Genomic DNA, 14548 nt, shown 5'->3' on the forward strand with positions numbered 1-14548 from the left:
GAACGGTCGCCTGGCGTACTGGATGCACTAGGTTAGGTAGGTAGGTACGTACCGACAAGGGGGCTGCCATGACGACGATGAGCGCGCGCGAGTTTAACCGTGATGTCAGCGCGGCCAAGAGGCACGCAGCCCATGGCCCAGTCGTCATCACCGATCGGGGTGAGCCGTCGTTCGTCCTGCTCTCGATGGCGGAGTACCGCAGGCTGATTGGGGCCGGCGGGAGCCTCGTTGATCGGTTGAGCATGGACGACGATCTCGAGATCGAGTTCGAGCCCGTTCGCCTTGACCTGACCGTCCCCACGCTGTGAGCTATCTGCTCGACACGAACGTCGTCAGCGAACTCCGCAAGCCGCGGGCACGGGCCGATCGGGCCGTGCGCGCCTGGGTGGGAGCCAGGGAGGCGTCCGACCTCTACCTCTCGGCCGTGACCATCCTTGAGCTTGAGGTAGGAATTGCGCGGTTGAGTCGACGCGACGCGGCTCAAGCTGCTCGGTTGACGCTCTGGCTCGAGGATGAAGTCCTGGATGTGTTCTCCGGGAGGATCATGGCGATCGGCGTGGCCGAGGTGCGACGCGCGGCGTGGCTCCACGTGCCCGACCCGCGACTCGAACGCGACGCGCTCATCGCCGCCACCGCCGCCGTGCACGGGCTGACGATTGTGACCCGCAATGTCTCCGACTTCATACCCATGGGTGTGCCCCTCATCAACCCATGGAGTTACGCGACCTGACGAGACCCCTCCCAGCACCCAACCCCCGTCGAGTTCGGGAAACACGCCGGGCGCGCACCCCTAGATGACGCTGGGGCTCAGCGGCGCCGTCGGCCTGTTCAAGGCCTCACCCCTGCCCGCCTCGGTGATCGTGCCCGGCACTGACCTCGCCGTCCAGCCCGAGCCGACACTGGCCGCCCCGGCCGGAGGCAGCGCCTAGCCCCCACCGCCCGTCGAGTTCGGGAAACACGCCGATGCACGCCTCCCAGCATCGGCGTGTTTCCCGAACTCGACCGCGGACGGGCCACGGGTCTCGCGCTCAGGCCTCGTGGATCGGCGTGCGGGGCAGCTTCTTGACCCGCCGCGGCCGGCGGGCCGGGATCATCGAGCGCATTTCCTCCAGCTTGCCGAAGCACAGCAGCCGGTCCCCATCCTCGAGCGCCAGTCCCGGGCGGGGGTTGGGTATGACGCGCGGCCCGCGATGCAGGGTCAGGACGGTGACATCCTTGTCGCGCAAACCCGACTCGGCGAGCGGCCCGCCGACCAGCTCGGAGGCGGCGTGCACGACGATCTCGGCCACGCCATACCCCCGGGACACGGTCAGGCGCTGGCGCACATCAATCTCGGGGAAGGCGACCTGGTTGTCGATGAAGTCGATGATCGCGCCGGCGATGTCGAGTTTGGTGGCGCCTTCGATGCCTTCGAGGCCGGGTGAGGAGTTGACCTCCATGACCAGTGGCCCGTCCTGACCCTCCAGCATGTCGACGCCGGCGACGCGCAGTCCCATGATCTGCGCCGCGCGCACTGCCGTCTCTTCGTATGCCGGATCGAGCGTGACCGCCTCCGTGGACCCGCCGCGGTGGACGTTAGAGCGGAACTCATCGCCCTTGGCGACCCGGCGCATCGCCGCGACGACCCGGTCGCCGACGACGAGGGCGCGGATGTCGCGGCCCCGGCTCTCGCTAACGAAGCGCTGGATGAGGACGTTCTGCCGGGTGCTCTGCAGCGTCTCGATGATGGCCTCGGCGACCTTGAGCGACGGGGCGAGGATGACGCCGATGCCTTGGGTTCCTTCGAGCAATTTCAGGACCACCGGGGCGCCACCGACGCGCTCGATGGCCGGGATGACATCGGCGCGATCACGGACAAAGGTGGTGGGCGGCATACCAATGTTGTGGCGCGAGAGGATCTGTGTCGCGCGGAGCTTGTCGCGCGAATTGGCAATCCCATTAGCGGTATTCGGCGTATACACGTCCATCTGCTCGAACTGCCGCACCACGGCGGTGCCGAAATAGGTCACGGAGTTGCCGATACGCGGCAGGATCGCGTCATAGTGCGACAACGGCCGTCCGCGGAACTGCAGATCCGGCTCGTCTGTCGAAAGGTCGATCGCGAAGCGCAGCGTGTTGAGCACCTTGACCTGGTGGCCGCGGTCGAAGGCGGCGGTGCGCAACCGCGCCGTCGTGTAGGAGCGTGGGGCGCGCGACAAGATCGCGAGTTTCATGCGGGCTTCCTGCGAGGATGGGCGAGTGCTCGAACCGGACCATCCTCCCACCGTCGCGGGCTGGCGCGAATGGGTCTCATTGCCCAAAGCGAAGGTTCGCTGGATCAAGGCCAAGCTCGACACCGGCGCCAAGTCCTCCGCCATCCATGCCTTCGATATCGAGCCATTCGAGCGCGGCGGCGCGGAGTGGGTCCGCTTCGCCATCCACCCCTGGCAGCGTCGCGACGACGAGGCGATCGTCGTCACCTCCCCGATCCTGGACCGCCGGATCGTGCGCAGTTCCTCGGGACACGAAGAGGAGCGCATCGCGGTCCCCATGGTCGTGCGCTTGGTGGGTCGGCGGATGACCGTCGAAATGACGCTGTCGAAACGCGACGAGATGGGGTTCCGGATGCTGCTCGGACGCGAGGCCCTTTCCCAAGGCTTCCTCATCGACCCCGCCCAGTCGTATGCCGGGCCGCGCCCCCGCCGCGCGACCCGCCAGCGCAACTGGGGGCGGTGACCGATGCCGCTGCGCGAGTCCTTCCCCATCGGTGGTGTCCGTATGCGGGCCGGCACCACCCGGGAGTTGAGCCTGCCCATCACGCGGATGGTCACCGGGGCGGAAGTCAGCGTGCCAGTCCGGATTGTTCACGGCCGCGAGGACGGTCCGGTCGTGTGGCTCACGGCCGCGACGCATGGCGACGAAGTCGTCGGCATCGAGGTCATCCGGGAAGTGCTGACGTCGTTGTCCCCCAAGACTTTTCGCGGCACCCTCGTCGCCGTGCCGATCGTTAATGTGCTCGGGTTCATGGCCGGTGACCGCTATCTGCCCGACCGGCGCGATCTGAACCGCTCCTTCCCCGGATCGGCCCGGGGCTCGCTCGCCAGTCGGATTGCCCACTTGCTGATGACCGAGGTGATCCGCAAAGGGAGTGTCGGGATCGATCTGCATACCGGCGCCTTCGGACGCACCAACCTGCCGCAGGTCCGCGGCGACCTGGACGATCCTGAGACCCGTTCTCTGGCAGAGGCTTTCGGGGCTCCGGTGATGTACCACGCCAAGTTGCGCGACGGCTCACTGCGCGCAGCGGCCCGCGAGGTCGGATGCCGGGTGCTGCTCTATGAGGCCGGCGAGTCGTGGCGCATGGACGACTGGGCGGTCGCGGCAGGCGTGGCCGGCGTGCGCCGGGTGCTTGCCGCCCTGAACATGATCGATGGCGCGGACGCGGTGCCGGACGGCGCCAATCAGGAGTGCCGCACCAGCGGCTGGGTGCGTGCCCGCAATACCGGGATCTTGATGCTCGATGTCGACCTCGGTCAACATGTCAGCATCGGCCAGCGGCTCGGCGTCCTGACCGACTCCTTCGGCAAGACCGTGCGCCTGGTCCGCGCCGACCGCGCGGGCATCGTCATCGGCCGCGCCCAAACCCCCCTCGTCAACTCCGGCGACGCCCTCGTCCACATCGCCCAATAGCGCGGCGCTACTGGGGCTGGGATGTCACCCATTTCTCTCCGGATGCCGAAAGGTTGAGGTTCACCCCGCCTAGAAAGTGGGGTGAACCTCAAGTTTCCGGCATCCGGAGAGAAATGAGTGACGCGTGTGACTGGGCCCGCGCCGTCGCCGGGTGGCGCTAGCCGTGGTACCAGTCGGGGCCGATGACGGCGGGGGCGGCGTCGCGGGGGACGGAGGTGTATGCCGGATTGGGGCGGCGGTGGAGAACGTCGGTGAGCTTGTCGAGGCGCTCGCAGGCGGTGCGGACGCCGGCGGCGCGGCGGTCGGCATCGAAGCGGCCGACGCCATCGCCCCAGATCGCCCGGCCGGCCATGAAGCCGCTGCAGCCGTGGCGCACGCCGACCTCGACCTGCTGCAGGAAGCCATCGAAGGTGACGCCGGCAGACAGGAGCACCCAGGTGCCGGCGCACGCCTCGGCCAGGCGCGCGGTCGCCGCATCCGCCTGCTCGCCCTGAGCGGCCAGATCGACGGGGAACTCGACCTTCATGATGTCGGCGCCAGCCGCCTTGAAGATGGCCGCGGACGAGATGACGCTCTCGGTGCGCTGCGCGCGGATCGCCGGATCAGTGGGGTCCTCCCCGGCCGCGGGATACCACAGCGGCTCGACGACGAGCGGCAGATGCAGGTCGTGGCAGCGGCGGGCGACATCGGAGACGATGGCAACCTTCTCAGCGACCGCGTCCTCATCGAGGTGCCGGTGGAAGACGACCAGTTTCGCCGCGTCGATGCCGAGGTCGGCGAGCCGCTCCGGCCCCCACCCCTCCTTCAGCGCCAGGCGCGGCTCGAAGCCGCCCGAATCTGGTTGGTAATACAGCGCTTCCAGCCCCGACAGGATGCCGACATCGCCGGGGACGGCGCCGCTGACGATCGCCTGCCCGACCGATGACCGAGGATCGAGCAGCAGCGAACTGGCGTGCCCGGACATCGCGGCGATCAGCTCGAGCTTGGAGTCGACGACCTCGGCAAAGTCCACCCGCGACAGGTCCGCATCGAAGAGCAGGTCGTAATTCTCCGGGTGATCGATCGCCGCCGTGCGGATCAGGCCGTCCCGGTCACAAATCCGAGAAAGGCGTCGCTGGAGGCCGACATCGGGGGTGGTGGTCATGTCTGCCAGTCAACACCAGCGTCGCTAGATTGGCAGGGTTGACCACGGGCGTTGACCACGACTGTTGACATGAGGCGCAGGAGGAGGACGTATGCGGGTGCTGGTCGCCGGGCATCTGTGCCTGGACTTCATCCCGGCCCTCGATGATGACCCCGGGCATGACCCTGGCGCGCTCTATCTCATCGGGCCCATGCAGGTGCGGCTCGGGGGCGCTGTGCATACCACCGGCGCCGCACTGGCCGCGTTGGGGATCGATATCCTGCTCGCCGCCGCCAGCGGCAACGACTCGCTCGCCGGAGTGCAACGAGAGTTGTTGGCGCGCAAGGGACTCGACGCCTCCCGCATGGTCGAGGTGGAGGGGGCCACGTCATACTCCATCGTCTTGCAGCCCCCCGGGCAGGATCGCACCTTCTGGCATCACACCGGCTGCAACGACCTCTTTGACGGGACGGCCCTCGAGCTGGAGGGCGTGGATCTGGTGCATATCGGCTACCCGAACCTGCTGCCCGCGCTGGGCGCCGAGGACGGTATGCCGTTGCGTCGACTCTTCGAGGCCGCTCACGCGCGCGGCGTGGTCACCTCGGTGGACCTGGCCGTCGAGCCGACCGCGGCTCCTGAGGACAGGGCCGCGCATGCCGCCCGCTGGCAGCGCTTCCTGGAGGTCACCACTTCGGCAACAGACCTCCTGACACCGAGCATTGACGACCTGGAATCCGCCGTGCACTGGGGTCTCGGGCACGGCAGGGAGGCGCTCGCGGAGGCGGCGCGGCGTCTAATCGGCCTCGGCGCGGCGGTCGTGATGGTCACCGGTGGAGAGGCTGGCCTGCACGTCGCGACCACGGCAGATGCTCAGCGTCTCGCCGAGCTCAACCCGCTCGCCCACCTCGACCCTGGCCTCGCGCTGCACATCGATCCGGTTGTCCCGGAACGGATTGCCGGCACCACCGGCGCCGGTGACACCGCGACAGCGGCCTTCCTCGCCACGCTCCTCGACGGCGGCTCACTGCGCGCAGCAGGCGAGCGAGCGGCATACCTCGCCTCCCGGCATATCGCGGGCCTGCCGGTCGCCTGAGGGGCCACGTGTCCCGGATCTCACCGATCACCGGGAATCCACGGCGAGCGCGGCTCGCTTAGCCTGGAGATCCCCATGGAGACTCTCCTTTCACTGCTGGCCGGTGTCGTCATCGTCCTGGTCATCACCCTGGCCACGGGCTACTTCGTCGCGCAGGAGTTCGCCTATCTCGCCGTCGACCGCGCCCGCCTCAGCGCGCGAGCAGCCGCCGGCGACGAGGCAGCCCAACGCACGCTGGGCATCACGCGACGCACCTCGTTCATGCTCTCCGGCGCCCAACTCGGCATCACCGTCACCGGGCTGCTAGTGGGGTATGTCGCGGAGCCCCTCATCGGCGTCGCGCTCGCCGATGTCGTGGAGCGCGGCGGAGTCAGCATGGGCATCTCGCTGGCGCTGGGAAGCATTGTGGCGCTGCTCTTTTCGACTTTCGTTCAGATGCTCTTCGGGGAGCTCTTCCCCAAGAACTTCGCCATCGCCCGCTCGGAGCAGGTAGCCGACCGACTGGCCCGCTCGACCCGCATCTACCTAACCGTGCTGGGGCCACTGATTTGGATCTTCGACCGTTCAGCGGAGTTCTTCCTGCGGATGCTGCGCATGGAGCCGGTGCACGATGTGGAGCACTCAGCGACCGCCATCGACCTGCAGCATGTCGTCGAGCAGTCCCGCGAGCGGGGGTCGATCAGCCCGGAGTTGAGCGCGCTCCTCGATCGAATCATCGACTTCCCCAACCAGGATGTCGAGCACGCCCTGATGCCACGCTCACGGGTCGATGTGGTGCACGACGACACCACGATCGGCGAGGTGCGCACGCTCATGGCAACCGGGCACACGCGCTATCCCGTCCTCGACCAGGACGACCGCATCCTCGGCGTTGTGCAATTGATCGACATCCTCGGGCCGAGCCCATCGGCCGTCGATCCGGCTGCGTCGGTCACGAGCATCATGCGTGACGCGCTGGTTGTGCCCGCATCAATGCGCCTCCCGGCAGCTCTTCGCGAACTCACTGCTCAGCACGCCGAAATGGCTTGTGTTGTCGACGAATACGGGGGTTTCGCCGGCATCCTGACTCGGGAGGATCTGGCGGAAGAGGTGGTCGGCGAGCTCACGGACGAGCACGATCCGGACGAACCGGCATATGTCCCCAGGCCCGACGACGGCATCTGGATCGTCGGCGGCGATGTCCATCTCGATGAGATCGAGCGGGCCCTGCATATCGACCTGCCAGCCGCGGAGCACGAAACGATCGCCGGCCTCGTGGTCGCAGAACACGGGGCACTCCCCCAGATCGGACAGACCGTCGACATCACCCTGCCGCCCGCCGTCGAAGGAATCGCCGAGGAGGCACCCAGAACTCTGCGCGTCGAAATCCTCGACATCGACCACTATGTGCCAAGCCGCTTGCGGCTCACCCTGCCGGAGGCCGGTGATCCCCGATGAGCGGCAGCGTCGTCCTGGTCGTCACCATCGCGATCATCGCGCTCTCGGCCTTCTTCGTCGCCGTCGAGTTCGCGCTCATGGCGGCGCGCCGGCACCGGCTGGAAGAGAAGGCGGCACACTCGCGATCGGCCCGGGCCGCGGTCCGCAGTTCCAGTGAGCTGACACTGCTGCTCGCCGGTTCGCAACTCGGCATCACCGCGTGCACGCTGGCCCTCGGCGCCATCACTAAGCCCTGGGTGCACCACGCGATCACCCCGTGGCTGGAGACGCTGGGTATGCCGCACGGCAGCGCCAATGTCGTCTCCTTTGTTCTCGCCCTGTTCATCGTCACCTTCCTGCACCTGGTCATCGGCGAGATGGCGCCGAAGTCCTGGGCCATTGCCCATCCCGAGTTCGTCGCGACAACCCTGGCCTTGCCGATGCGGGCCTTCATGGTCGTGACCCGCCCGATGCTGCGCGTCCTCAATGGCGCGGCCAATGCCCTGGTGCGCCGGCTCGGGGTGCAGCCGGTCGACGAACTGAGCATCGCCGGCGACCCCCAGGCCCTGCGCGCGCTGGTCGAGCATTCGGCGAATGTCGGTGCGCTGGAAGCGAGTTACAGCGCATCCATCACCCGTGCCCTCGTCCTCGGGGAAATCACGCTGGGCGATGTGCTGCCTCAGGGCGGCGGCATTACGGCCGTCTCGGGGTCGGCGACGGTAGCGGATGTCCAGGAGGCGACCCGCCGCAGCGGTCACTTGCGGGTGGTCATCCGAGACGGCGATGCGGTGCGCGGTGTGGTGCATGTTCGCGACACCTTGGGCGTCACGGACCCCGGTGCCTTTGCCGCGCCGCTGGCCCGTCCGGTGCTCGACCTCGACCGGTCGACACTCGTGCACGAAGCTTTTGCCCAGATGCGCGAGGCGAGCACGCAACTCGTCGCCGTCCGCGCCGGCGGCCACCTAGTCGGCGTCGTTACCCTCGCGGACATCCTGCCCAGCCTGCTTCCCGCTGGCTAGTGCGGCGTCGTCGGCGCCGAACTCAGGTCCCGCAATAGGTCACGTGCTGGCGCGTGAATTCGGCTGGCCCGGGCTCGGCCAGGTCGGCCCAGTCCGCCCGCTCGTCGAAGGGTGCGCGCACGGCGGTCAGGAGCCGGTCGTATGCCGTATGGTCGCCCCCCTCGGCGTCGGCTAGGGCCGCTTCGACGAGATGGTTCCGAGGGACGTAGATCGGATTGACGTAGTCCATGGCATCGGCTGCGGCGCGGGGATCGCCCGGCACCCGGGCCGCCCAGCGCTCCAGCCAAACCTGTTGCACTCCAGGCACTTCGAGCATGGGTATGCCGCGCAGCCACCGCGCCAGGAAACGCCATGTGGTGGTGTAGTCGGCCCGCGCGGCGGCCATCCCGGCGAGCAAGTCGTCGATGAGTTCGGCATCACCGGGCTGGGCATCCCTGAGCGCGAGTTTGGTGCGAAAGAGCCCACGCAGGGCGTCACCGTGACGGTCCGCGAACGTCTCTAACAGCGAGGTTGCTTGTGCGACAGCCTCGTTCGGGTCCTCAGCGATCAGCGGCAGCAAGGTCTCGGCGAATCGGCTGAGGTTCCACAAGGCGATCGGCCCTTGATAGCCGAAGCGATAACGGCCCGCGGTGTCGATCGAGGAGAAGACGGTGTCGAGGTCGTAGGCCTCCAGCCATGCGCACGGGCCGTAGTCGATGGTCTCGCCGGAGATCGACATATTGTCGGTATTCATCACGCCATGGAGGAAGCCAACCGCAGTCCAGTGGGCCACGAGCCGCGCGTGCGCCTCGATGACCGAATCCAGCAGGGCGACAGCGGGATTCGACGATCCGGTGAGCTCGGGATAGTGGCGAGCCACGGCATACTCCACCAGCTTGCGGAGCAACTCCTCGCGCGCCTCGGGGATCACCGAGCGCGCCACCAGCTCTAAGGTGCCGAACCGTAGGTGCGATGCGGCCACCCGCGTCAACACGGCGCCCTGACGCATCGTGCCGTCGCGGAAGACGAGGTCACCGGTGGTGACGGCGGCGAGCGCGCGCGTCGTGGGGATGCCGAGGGCATGCATTGCCTCGCCGAAGAGGTACTCACGCAGCACCGGACCGAGGGCGGCCCGGCCGTCGCCACGACGCGAATAAGGCGTCTGCCCAGACCCTTTCAAACCAAGATCGCGCAGATCGCCTGCGGGAGTTCGGATTTCCCCGAGCAGAACGGCTCGCCCATCACCCAACATAGGCGAGAAACCACCGAACTGGTGACCGGCATAGGCCAACGCAACCGGCTGGCTGTGCGGGAGGACCGAGCGCGCGCCGAGCACGGACAGAGCGTTCTCGGTGTGCAGCCAATCCGGCCCGATCCCGAGTTCTGACGCGAGCGCGTCGTTAGCCAACAACAGCCGAGGCACCTGACCCGCACGCAACGGCGGCAGCGACGGCTGCCAGGGGCTGACCAGCTCCGGCAGGGCGGCGGCATACCCAGCGAGCAGGGTGGGGGCGGTCATCCTTCCACGGTAGCCGCGGCCCGGTGAGCACAGGGCGCGGATGCCGCATCGGTCACCTGCGTCACCTTTGATCGGGGCTGGGGAGTTCTTGTCGATGCTCGGCCCGTCTGGCTCGGGCAAGACGACTGTGCTGCGGAGCGTGGCTGCGGCATCTCCCCGTGATGACCGGCTTACCCCGCCCCAAACGACCGCCCTAACCCCGCCCCTAACGACCGCCCTACCGCCTGGTATTGGCCATGATCGCGACCAATACCAGGCGGTAGCTCGGGTGTTAGCTCGGCGGTGGTGAGTGGGTATCCGGCGCGCCGCGTCGCACCCGCACACGATGGCGTTATCTATCACTTTCTAGCGTTTCTGAAATACTTCTGAATATCTCAGAATCGGCGGTTCGCGAGGGGGTTGACGACGCGCAGTTGCGGGAACCACGAGAAGTCCCGGTCCACCGACCACAATTCATCGACGCCATGGGCGAGGCAGATCGCGGCGATGCGGGCATCGTGGATCTTGGGACCGGTGACGCCGGATGTGCGCACCAGATCTCTCAGCGTGGCGAAGTGATCGGGGCCTTCCGCAAGAAGGTGCACGTCCGGCATATCGAGGAGTGCCTGCGCAGCGCCGATCGCCTGGTCCCCGGGAGTCGGCGGACGGTAGATCCGCTGGTGGGTCACCACCGCCAGGAACTCATGAACGCACGGCCACGGGATCGCGCAGCCAGCGCGACCCGTGACAGCTTGCCGCAGCGCGGCGGCGGCCGCTGAATGGTGCGGCGAGTCGACCCGGTGGGCGTAGACCAACAGATTCGTGTCGAGCGCGATCATTCCGACATGCCGTACGAGCGCGCGATGGCATCTTCGGGGGCCAGGTCGACGACAAGCCCGTCACCGGCGAAGGTGGGAAAGGCAAAGTCGATCGGCACCACCGTGGTGCGGCGCTGAATCTCATGACGTAAGCCACTAACGACCAAATCGCGCAGGGTCGAACCCTCAGCCCGTGCCAATGCTTTCGCGTCCGAGGCCAAGGCGTCCGGAAGATCGATCGTGGTCTTCATACTGGCCACTGTACTTCGTGACCCGTATACCCGTATTCGCAGGACTCTCGAAGCAGGCGTAGCGTGAGGTCGAGGGGAGAATCATGTGGGCTGACCGGTTCTACGCGTCCGATTCACGCAATTCGCGGCGACTGCGCGCGATGTATGCCGGTGGCGCAGGCAACCGCACAGCTCGGCGGTTCGCTCGGCTCTGGGCCACGGTTTTTGGCTGGGGCCTGCAGCCGAAACGCTGGGTCACGCTGGAGGTCGCCGGTCGAGCGAGTGGGCAGCCGCGGCAGTTTCCGTTGGGGATGGCCGATCTGCGCGGTCGGTGGTACCTCGTCTCCATGCTCGGGGAGTGCGCCTGGGTCCGTAATGTGCGGGCCGCAGACGGGCAGGCAGTTCTCATTCGCCGCGGCCGGAGACCGGTGCGCCTCGTGGAGGTTCCCGTTACCGATCGGGCACGGATCATCCAGCGATATCTCGCCCAGGTTCCCGGGGCCCGGCCGCACATCCCCGTCGCCGTTGACGCGCCACTGGCCGACTTCGAGCGCGTTGCTGCGAGCACCCCGGTATTCGCCGTTCACGATCGCGTCGGCTAGGCCGATCTAGTGTTCTTTCAATAGCACAGCAGAAAGCGGCATCGCTCATGATCTCGATCACGAGCCACGTCGTTCATTAGCCAACTATTTGTATAGTCGCCGACATGACTAAGGCTTCGCCCTACCCGCACCTGCTTGAGCCCCTCGACCTGGGGTTCGTGACGCTCCCGAACCGAGTCATCATGGGGTCGATGCACCTCGGGCTCGAAGAGACGCCCGGTGGCTTCGAGCGGATGGCCCAGTTCTATGGCGACCGAGCGCGCGGCGGTGTCGGACTCATCGTCACCGGCGGTATCGCGCCGAATGAAGCTGGCCGGCCGGGGCCGGGTGGCGCGATGCTCACCAATGACGACGAGGTCGCCCAGCACCGCATCGTCACCGAGGCCGTGCACGAGGCGGGCGGCCGGATCGCCATGCAGATCCTGCATTTCGGTCGCTACGCCTATCACCCGGATGCGGTGGCGCCCAGTCCGATTCAGGCGCCCATCGCGCCCTTCCCGCCGAAGGAGCTGACGGCCGAACAAGTCGAGCAAACGATCACCGACTATGTCCGGTGCGCCACCTTGGCGAAAGAGGCAGGCTATGACGGCGTCGAGATCATGGCCTCCGAGGGCTACCTCATCAATGAGTTCATCGCGCGCCACACGAACAAGCGCACCGATGAGTGGGGCGGGTCCTACGAGAACCGCATGCGCTTCCCGGTCGAGATCGTGCGCCGCGTCCGCGAGGCCGTCGGCCCCGAGTTCATCGTCATTTATCGCCTCTCCATGCTCGACCTCGTGCCCGACGGTTCCACCTTCGAGGAGGTCGTCCAACTAGCCCAGGCCGTCGAAGCGGCTGGGGCCACCATCATCAACACCGGCATCGGCTGGCACGAAGCGCGCATCCCCACCATCGCCACGCCGGTCCCGCGCGGCGCCTTCGCGTGGGTGACCAAGAAGTTGAAGGGGAGCGTCGGCATACCTCTGGTCACGAGCAACCGAATCAACACCCCGGAGAAGGCGGAAGAGCTGCTCGCAGAGGGCTTCGCCGATTTGATCTCGATGGCTCGCCCCTTCCTCGCGGATCCCGATTTCGTCCGAAAGGCCGCCGACGGGCTGCCGCAGGCGATCAACACCTGTATCGGCTGCAACCAGGCCTGCCTCGACCACACCTTCTCCTTCCGGCCGACGTCCTGCCTGGTCAACCCGCGCGCCGGCCACGAAACGCTGCTGCAGATCACCCCAACCACCGCCCGCAAGCGAGTTGCCGTCGTCGGTGCGGGCCCGGCCGGGCTCGCCGCTGCCCTCACCGCCGCGCAGCGCGGTCACGAGGTCACGTTGTATGACGCCGCCGACCGCCTCGGCGGCCAGCTCACCGTGGCGCGAGAAGTCCCCGGCAAGCAGGAGTTCGACGAGACCATCCGCTACTTCGACTATCAACTGGGCGAGCAGGGCGTCGAGCGACGCCTCGGCACCTGGGTCAGCGCCACCGATCTCCAGGGGTATGACGAGGTGCTGGTCGCCACCGGGGTCACCCCGCGCATCCCGGACCTGCCGGGTGTCGACCACTCGAGCGTCGTCGGCTACCTCGAGGTGCTGCGCGGCGAGGTCGAGGTCGGCGAGCGCGTCGCAATCCTCGGTGCCGGTGGCATCGGCTTCGACGTCGCCGAGTTCCTGACCGACGGTGGCGAGGACACCAGCCGCGATATCCCCGCCTTCCTCGCAAGTTGGGGCGTCGACGCGGCGCATTCGACGCCGGGCGGACTCATCCCCGCGACCGCGCCACAGTCTCCCCGGCAGGTCACGCTGCTGCAGCGGAAGTCCTCCAAAGTTGGTGCGGGACTTGGCAAAACAACCGGCTGGATACACCGCACCGAACTCCAGAAGCGCGGCGTCCGCATGGTGGCAGGGGCGGCATACGACCGGATCGACGACGAGGGGCTGCACTATCTGCTCGACGACGAGAAGCTCGTCCTGCCCGTAGACACCATCGTCTTGTGCACCGGCCAAGAGTCCAATCGAGGGTTGTATGACGACCTGCTCGCCCTCGGCGTGAGCGTGCACGTCATCGGCGGCGCCGATATCGCCGCCGAACTGGACGCCAAGCGCGCTATCGATCAAGGCACCCGCGTCGCGGCGAGCCTCTGAGAACCGTTGGGAGAGAATGACAATGACTGCCTTCCGCGATGCTGTTGAGGCGCGCGACCTCGACGCCGTCGCCGACCTGCTGGCCGATGATGTCGTCTTCCACAGCCCGGTAGCTCACAAGGCCTATCCGGGCAAACCGATCACCGCGGCGATCTTGCGTCATGTGATCGAGGTCTTCGAGGACTTCCACTATGTCCGCGAGCTCGGTGACGCTGCCGGCCACGCGTTGGTCTTTGAGGCGAAGGTTGCTGGCCTGGAGCTCACCGGCTGCGACTTCCTCGTCACCGATGCCGAGGGCAAGATCACCGATTTCATGGTCATGGTGCGTCCGCTGCGCGCCGCGCAGGCCCTGGCCGAGGCTATGGCGGACCGTTTGCCGGCGATCCTCGCAGAGGCCGCGGCGGCCGGCTCCTGATGGCCCTGCAAGAGGCGATCCTTGTCGCACTGACGCATGGCGAGGCGTCCGGATACGACCTGGCGAAGGCCTTCGACGTCAGCGTCGCGAACTACTGGACGGCCACGGCGCAGCAGCTTTACAAGGAACTGGACAAGATGGCCGAGGACGGCCTCGTGACGGCCCGCGTTGTCGAGCAAGAGCGGCGCCCCAACAAGAGAATCTTCTCGATCACTCCTGCCGGTCGCCGCGCCCTGCACGAATCCACCACGCGCACACCGAAACCCACGGCGATCCGCGACGAGCTCCTCGTGCAGGTCGAGGCGATCGACCACGGCGACACCGATGCCATCCGATCCGCCGTCGCCGCGAAGCTGCACGCGAGCGAGGACAAGCTTGCGCGCTACGAGCGACGCCGGGCCACGATGCTCGACGGGGCCGACGAGGCGGCATACCTGCGCACCGCGAACCGGGTGGGCCCCTATCTCACGCTCACCCGAGGCATCGCCTTCGAACGCGAGAACATCGCCTGGTGCCGCTTCGTCCTCGACGCCACCGCCTGAGAGGCGTCGTCCCCC

The 14548-nt window shown here is 67.3% G+C and carries 17 protein-coding genes; 12 read left to right on the plus strand and 5 right to left on the minus strand.

Features of this window, described 5'->3' with window-relative positions; genetic code table 11:
• Nucleotides 1–68: 68 nt before the first annotated feature.
• From ABD225_RS11400 to ABD225_RS11410, 3 genes are all read left to right on the plus strand, one after another.
• A complete protein-coding gene (locus tag ABD225_RS11400; protein ID WP_344085158.1) occupies nt 69–308 on the plus strand; it encodes a type II toxin-antitoxin system Phd/YefM family antitoxin in 240 nt (79 codons plus the stop codon).
• Nucleotides 305–730, plus strand: a complete 426-nt coding sequence (locus ABD225_RS11405; RefSeq protein WP_344085161.1) for a type II toxin-antitoxin system VapC family toxin — start codon at nt 305–307, stop codon at nt 728–730. Before ABD225_RS11400 ends, ABD225_RS11405 begins: the two co-directional genes overlap by 4 nt.
• 64 nt (nt 731–794) lie before the next feature.
• Nucleotides 795–929 carry a hypothetical protein gene (locus tag ABD225_RS11410; RefSeq protein WP_344085164.1) on the plus strand — a complete coding sequence of 45 codons (135 nt, stop codon included), beginning with the start codon at nt 795–797 and terminating at the stop codon, nt 927–929.
• Between the two features lie 99 nt (nt 930–1028).
• On the opposite strand, the gene ABD225_RS11415 is transcribed toward ABD225_RS11410, so the two are convergent.
• The gene (locus ABD225_RS11415; RefSeq protein ID WP_344085167.1) at nt 1029–2213 is read right to left on the minus strand and encodes a RimK family alpha-L-glutamate ligase; all 1185 of its coding nucleotides are present in this window, start codon (nt 2211–2213) and stop codon (nt 1029–1031) included.
• Between the two features lie 25 nt (nt 2214–2238).
• Here ABD225_RS11415 and ABD225_RS11420 point away from each other — a divergent pair, with 25 nt between their 5' ends.
• Both ABD225_RS11420 and ABD225_RS11425 read left to right on the plus strand, forming a co-directional pair.
• Nucleotides 2239–2715: an ATP-dependent zinc protease family protein gene (locus ABD225_RS11420; RefSeq protein WP_344085170.1), complete on the plus strand. Its 477-nt coding sequence runs from the start codon at nt 2239–2241 to the stop codon at nt 2713–2715.
• A gap of 3 nt (nt 2716–2718) precedes the next feature.
• On the plus strand, nt 2719–3669 hold the full coding sequence (locus ABD225_RS11425; RefSeq protein WP_344085173.1) for a succinylglutamate desuccinylase/aspartoacylase family protein: 951 nt from the start codon (nt 2719–2721) through the stop codon (nt 3667–3669).
• 157 nt (nt 3670–3826) lie between these two features.
• Here the strand turns inward: ABD225_RS11425 and ABD225_RS11430 are convergent, their stop codons facing one another.
• Nucleotides 3827–4813 carry a hypothetical protein gene (locus ABD225_RS11430; RefSeq protein WP_344085176.1) on the minus strand — a complete coding sequence of 329 codons (987 nt, stop codon included), beginning with the start codon at nt 4811–4813 and terminating at the stop codon, nt 3827–3829.
• 91 nt (nt 4814–4904) lie between these two features.
• Here ABD225_RS11430 and ABD225_RS11435 point away from each other — a divergent pair, with 91 nt between their 5' ends.
• The 3 genes from ABD225_RS11435 (at nt 4905) to ABD225_RS11445 (ending at nt 8320) form a co-directional block, all read left to right on the plus strand.
• Nucleotides 4905–5885: a carbohydrate kinase family protein gene (locus tag ABD225_RS11435; protein WP_344085179.1), complete on the plus strand. Its 981-nt coding sequence runs from the start codon at nt 4905–4907 to the stop codon at nt 5883–5885.
• 75 nt (nt 5886–5960) lie between these two features.
• Nucleotides 5961–7322, plus strand: coding sequence for a hemolysin family protein (locus ABD225_RS11440; RefSeq protein ID WP_344085182.1), 1362 nt, complete (start codon nt 5961–5963; stop codon nt 7320–7322).
• Nucleotides 7319–8320, plus strand: a complete 1002-nt coding sequence (locus ABD225_RS11445) for a CNNM domain-containing protein (protein ID WP_344085185.1) — start codon at nt 7319–7321, stop codon at nt 8318–8320. Before ABD225_RS11440 ends, ABD225_RS11445 begins: the two co-directional genes overlap by 4 nt.
• A 22-nt stretch (nt 8321–8342) precedes the next feature.
• On the opposite strand, the gene ABD225_RS11450 is transcribed toward ABD225_RS11445, so the two are convergent.
• The 3 genes from ABD225_RS11450 to ABD225_RS11460 all read right to left on the minus strand — a co-directional run bounded on the left by ABD225_RS11450 (nt 8343) and on the right by ABD225_RS11460 (nt 10866).
• Nucleotides 8343–9818, minus strand: coding sequence for a protein adenylyltransferase SelO (locus ABD225_RS11450; RefSeq protein ID WP_344085188.1), 1476 nt, complete (start codon nt 9816–9818; stop codon nt 8343–8345).
• Between the two features lie 374 nt (nt 9819–10192).
• Complete coding sequence (locus ABD225_RS11455) at nt 10193–10636, minus strand: type II toxin-antitoxin system VapC family toxin (RefSeq protein WP_344085191.1); 444 nt, start codon at nt 10634–10636, stop codon at nt 10193–10195.
• On the minus strand, nt 10633–10866 hold the full coding sequence (locus ABD225_RS11460) for a hypothetical protein (RefSeq protein ID WP_344085194.1): 234 nt from the start codon (nt 10864–10866) through the stop codon (nt 10633–10635). The genes ABD225_RS11455 and ABD225_RS11460 overlap by 4 nt, the downstream gene beginning before the upstream one ends.
• An 83-nt stretch (nt 10867–10949) precedes the next feature.
• On the opposite strand from ABD225_RS11460, the gene ABD225_RS11465 reads away from it, so the two are divergent.
• The 4 genes from ABD225_RS11465 (at nt 10950) to ABD225_RS11480 (ending at nt 14533) form a co-directional block, all read left to right on the plus strand.
• Entirely contained in the window at nt 10950–11447 is a 498-nt protein-coding gene (locus ABD225_RS11465; RefSeq protein WP_344085197.1) for a nitroreductase family deazaflavin-dependent oxidoreductase, read from the plus strand.
• A gap of 104 nt (nt 11448–11551) precedes the next feature.
• Nucleotides 11552–13576: an FAD-dependent oxidoreductase gene (locus ABD225_RS11470; RefSeq protein ID WP_344085201.1), complete on the plus strand. Its 2025-nt coding sequence runs from the start codon at nt 11552–11554 to the stop codon at nt 13574–13576.
• A gap of 22 nt (nt 13577–13598) precedes the next feature.
• Complete coding sequence (locus ABD225_RS11475) at nt 13599–13991, plus strand: nuclear transport factor 2 family protein (RefSeq protein WP_344085204.1); 393 nt, start codon at nt 13599–13601, stop codon at nt 13989–13991.
• A complete protein-coding gene (locus ABD225_RS11480) occupies nt 13991–14533 on the plus strand; it encodes a PadR family transcriptional regulator (protein ID WP_344085207.1) in 543 nt (180 codons plus the stop codon). Before ABD225_RS11475 ends, ABD225_RS11480 begins: the two co-directional genes overlap by 1 nt.
• Nucleotides 14534–14548: the final 15 nt, after the last annotated feature.

It is taken from the genome of Nostocoides veronense, from assembly GCF_039531185.1.
GTDB classification, from domain to species: domain Bacteria; phylum Actinomycetota; class Actinomycetes; order Actinomycetales; family Dermatophilaceae; genus Nostocoides_A; species Nostocoides_A veronense.

What these genes read in the sequence shown, in the direction of transcription:
- ABD225_RS11400 (WP_344085158.1), top strand. Translation starts at nt 69, where the DNA reads ATGACGACGATGAGCGCGCGCGAGTTTAACCGTGATGTCAGCGCGGCC.
- ABD225_RS11410 (WP_344085164.1), top strand. Translation starts at nt 795, where the DNA reads ATGACGCTGGGGCTCAGCGGCGCCGTCGGCCTGTTCAAGGCCTCACCC.
- ABD225_RS11415 (WP_344085167.1), bottom strand. Translation starts at nt 2,213, where the DNA reads ATGAAACTCGCGATCTTGTCGCGCGCCCCACGCTCCTACACGACGGCG.
- ABD225_RS11425 (WP_344085173.1), top strand. Translation starts at nt 2,719, where the DNA reads ATGCCGCTGCGCGAGTCCTTCCCCATCGGTGGTGTCCGTATGCGGGCC.
- ABD225_RS11430 (WP_344085176.1), bottom strand. Translation starts at nt 4,813, where the DNA reads ATGACCACCACCCCCGATGTCGGCCTCCAGCGACGCCTTTCTCGGATT.
- ABD225_RS11435 (WP_344085179.1), top strand. Translation starts at nt 4,905, where the DNA reads ATGCGGGTGCTGGTCGCCGGGCATCTGTGCCTGGACTTCATCCCGGCC.
- ABD225_RS11440 (WP_344085182.1), top strand. Translation starts at nt 5,961, where the DNA reads ATGGAGACTCTCCTTTCACTGCTGGCCGGTGTCGTCATCGTCCTGGTC.
- ABD225_RS11445 (WP_344085185.1), top strand. Translation starts at nt 7,319, where the DNA reads ATGAGCGGCAGCGTCGTCCTGGTCGTCACCATCGCGATCATCGCGCTC.
- ABD225_RS11450 (WP_344085188.1), bottom strand. Translation starts at nt 9,818, where the DNA reads ATGACCGCCCCCACCCTGCTCGCTGGGTATGCCGCCGCCCTGCCGGAG.
- ABD225_RS11455 (WP_344085191.1), bottom strand. Translation starts at nt 10,636, where the DNA reads ATGATCGCGCTCGACACGAATCTGTTGGTCTACGCCCACCGGGTCGAC.
- ABD225_RS11460 (WP_344085194.1), bottom strand. Translation starts at nt 10,866, where the DNA reads ATGAAGACCACGATCGATCTTCCGGACGCCTTGGCCTCGGACGCGAAA.
- ABD225_RS11465 (WP_344085197.1), top strand. Translation starts at nt 10,950, where the DNA reads ATGTGGGCTGACCGGTTCTACGCGTCCGATTCACGCAATTCGCGGCGA.
- ABD225_RS11470 (WP_344085201.1), top strand. Translation starts at nt 11,552, where the DNA reads ATGACTAAGGCTTCGCCCTACCCGCACCTGCTTGAGCCCCTCGACCTG.
- ABD225_RS11475 (WP_344085204.1), top strand. Translation starts at nt 13,599, where the DNA reads ATGACTGCCTTCCGCGATGCTGTTGAGGCGCGCGACCTCGACGCCGTC.
- ABD225_RS11480 (WP_344085207.1), top strand. Translation starts at nt 13,991, where the DNA reads ATGGCCCTGCAAGAGGCGATCCTTGTCGCACTGACGCATGGCGAGGCG.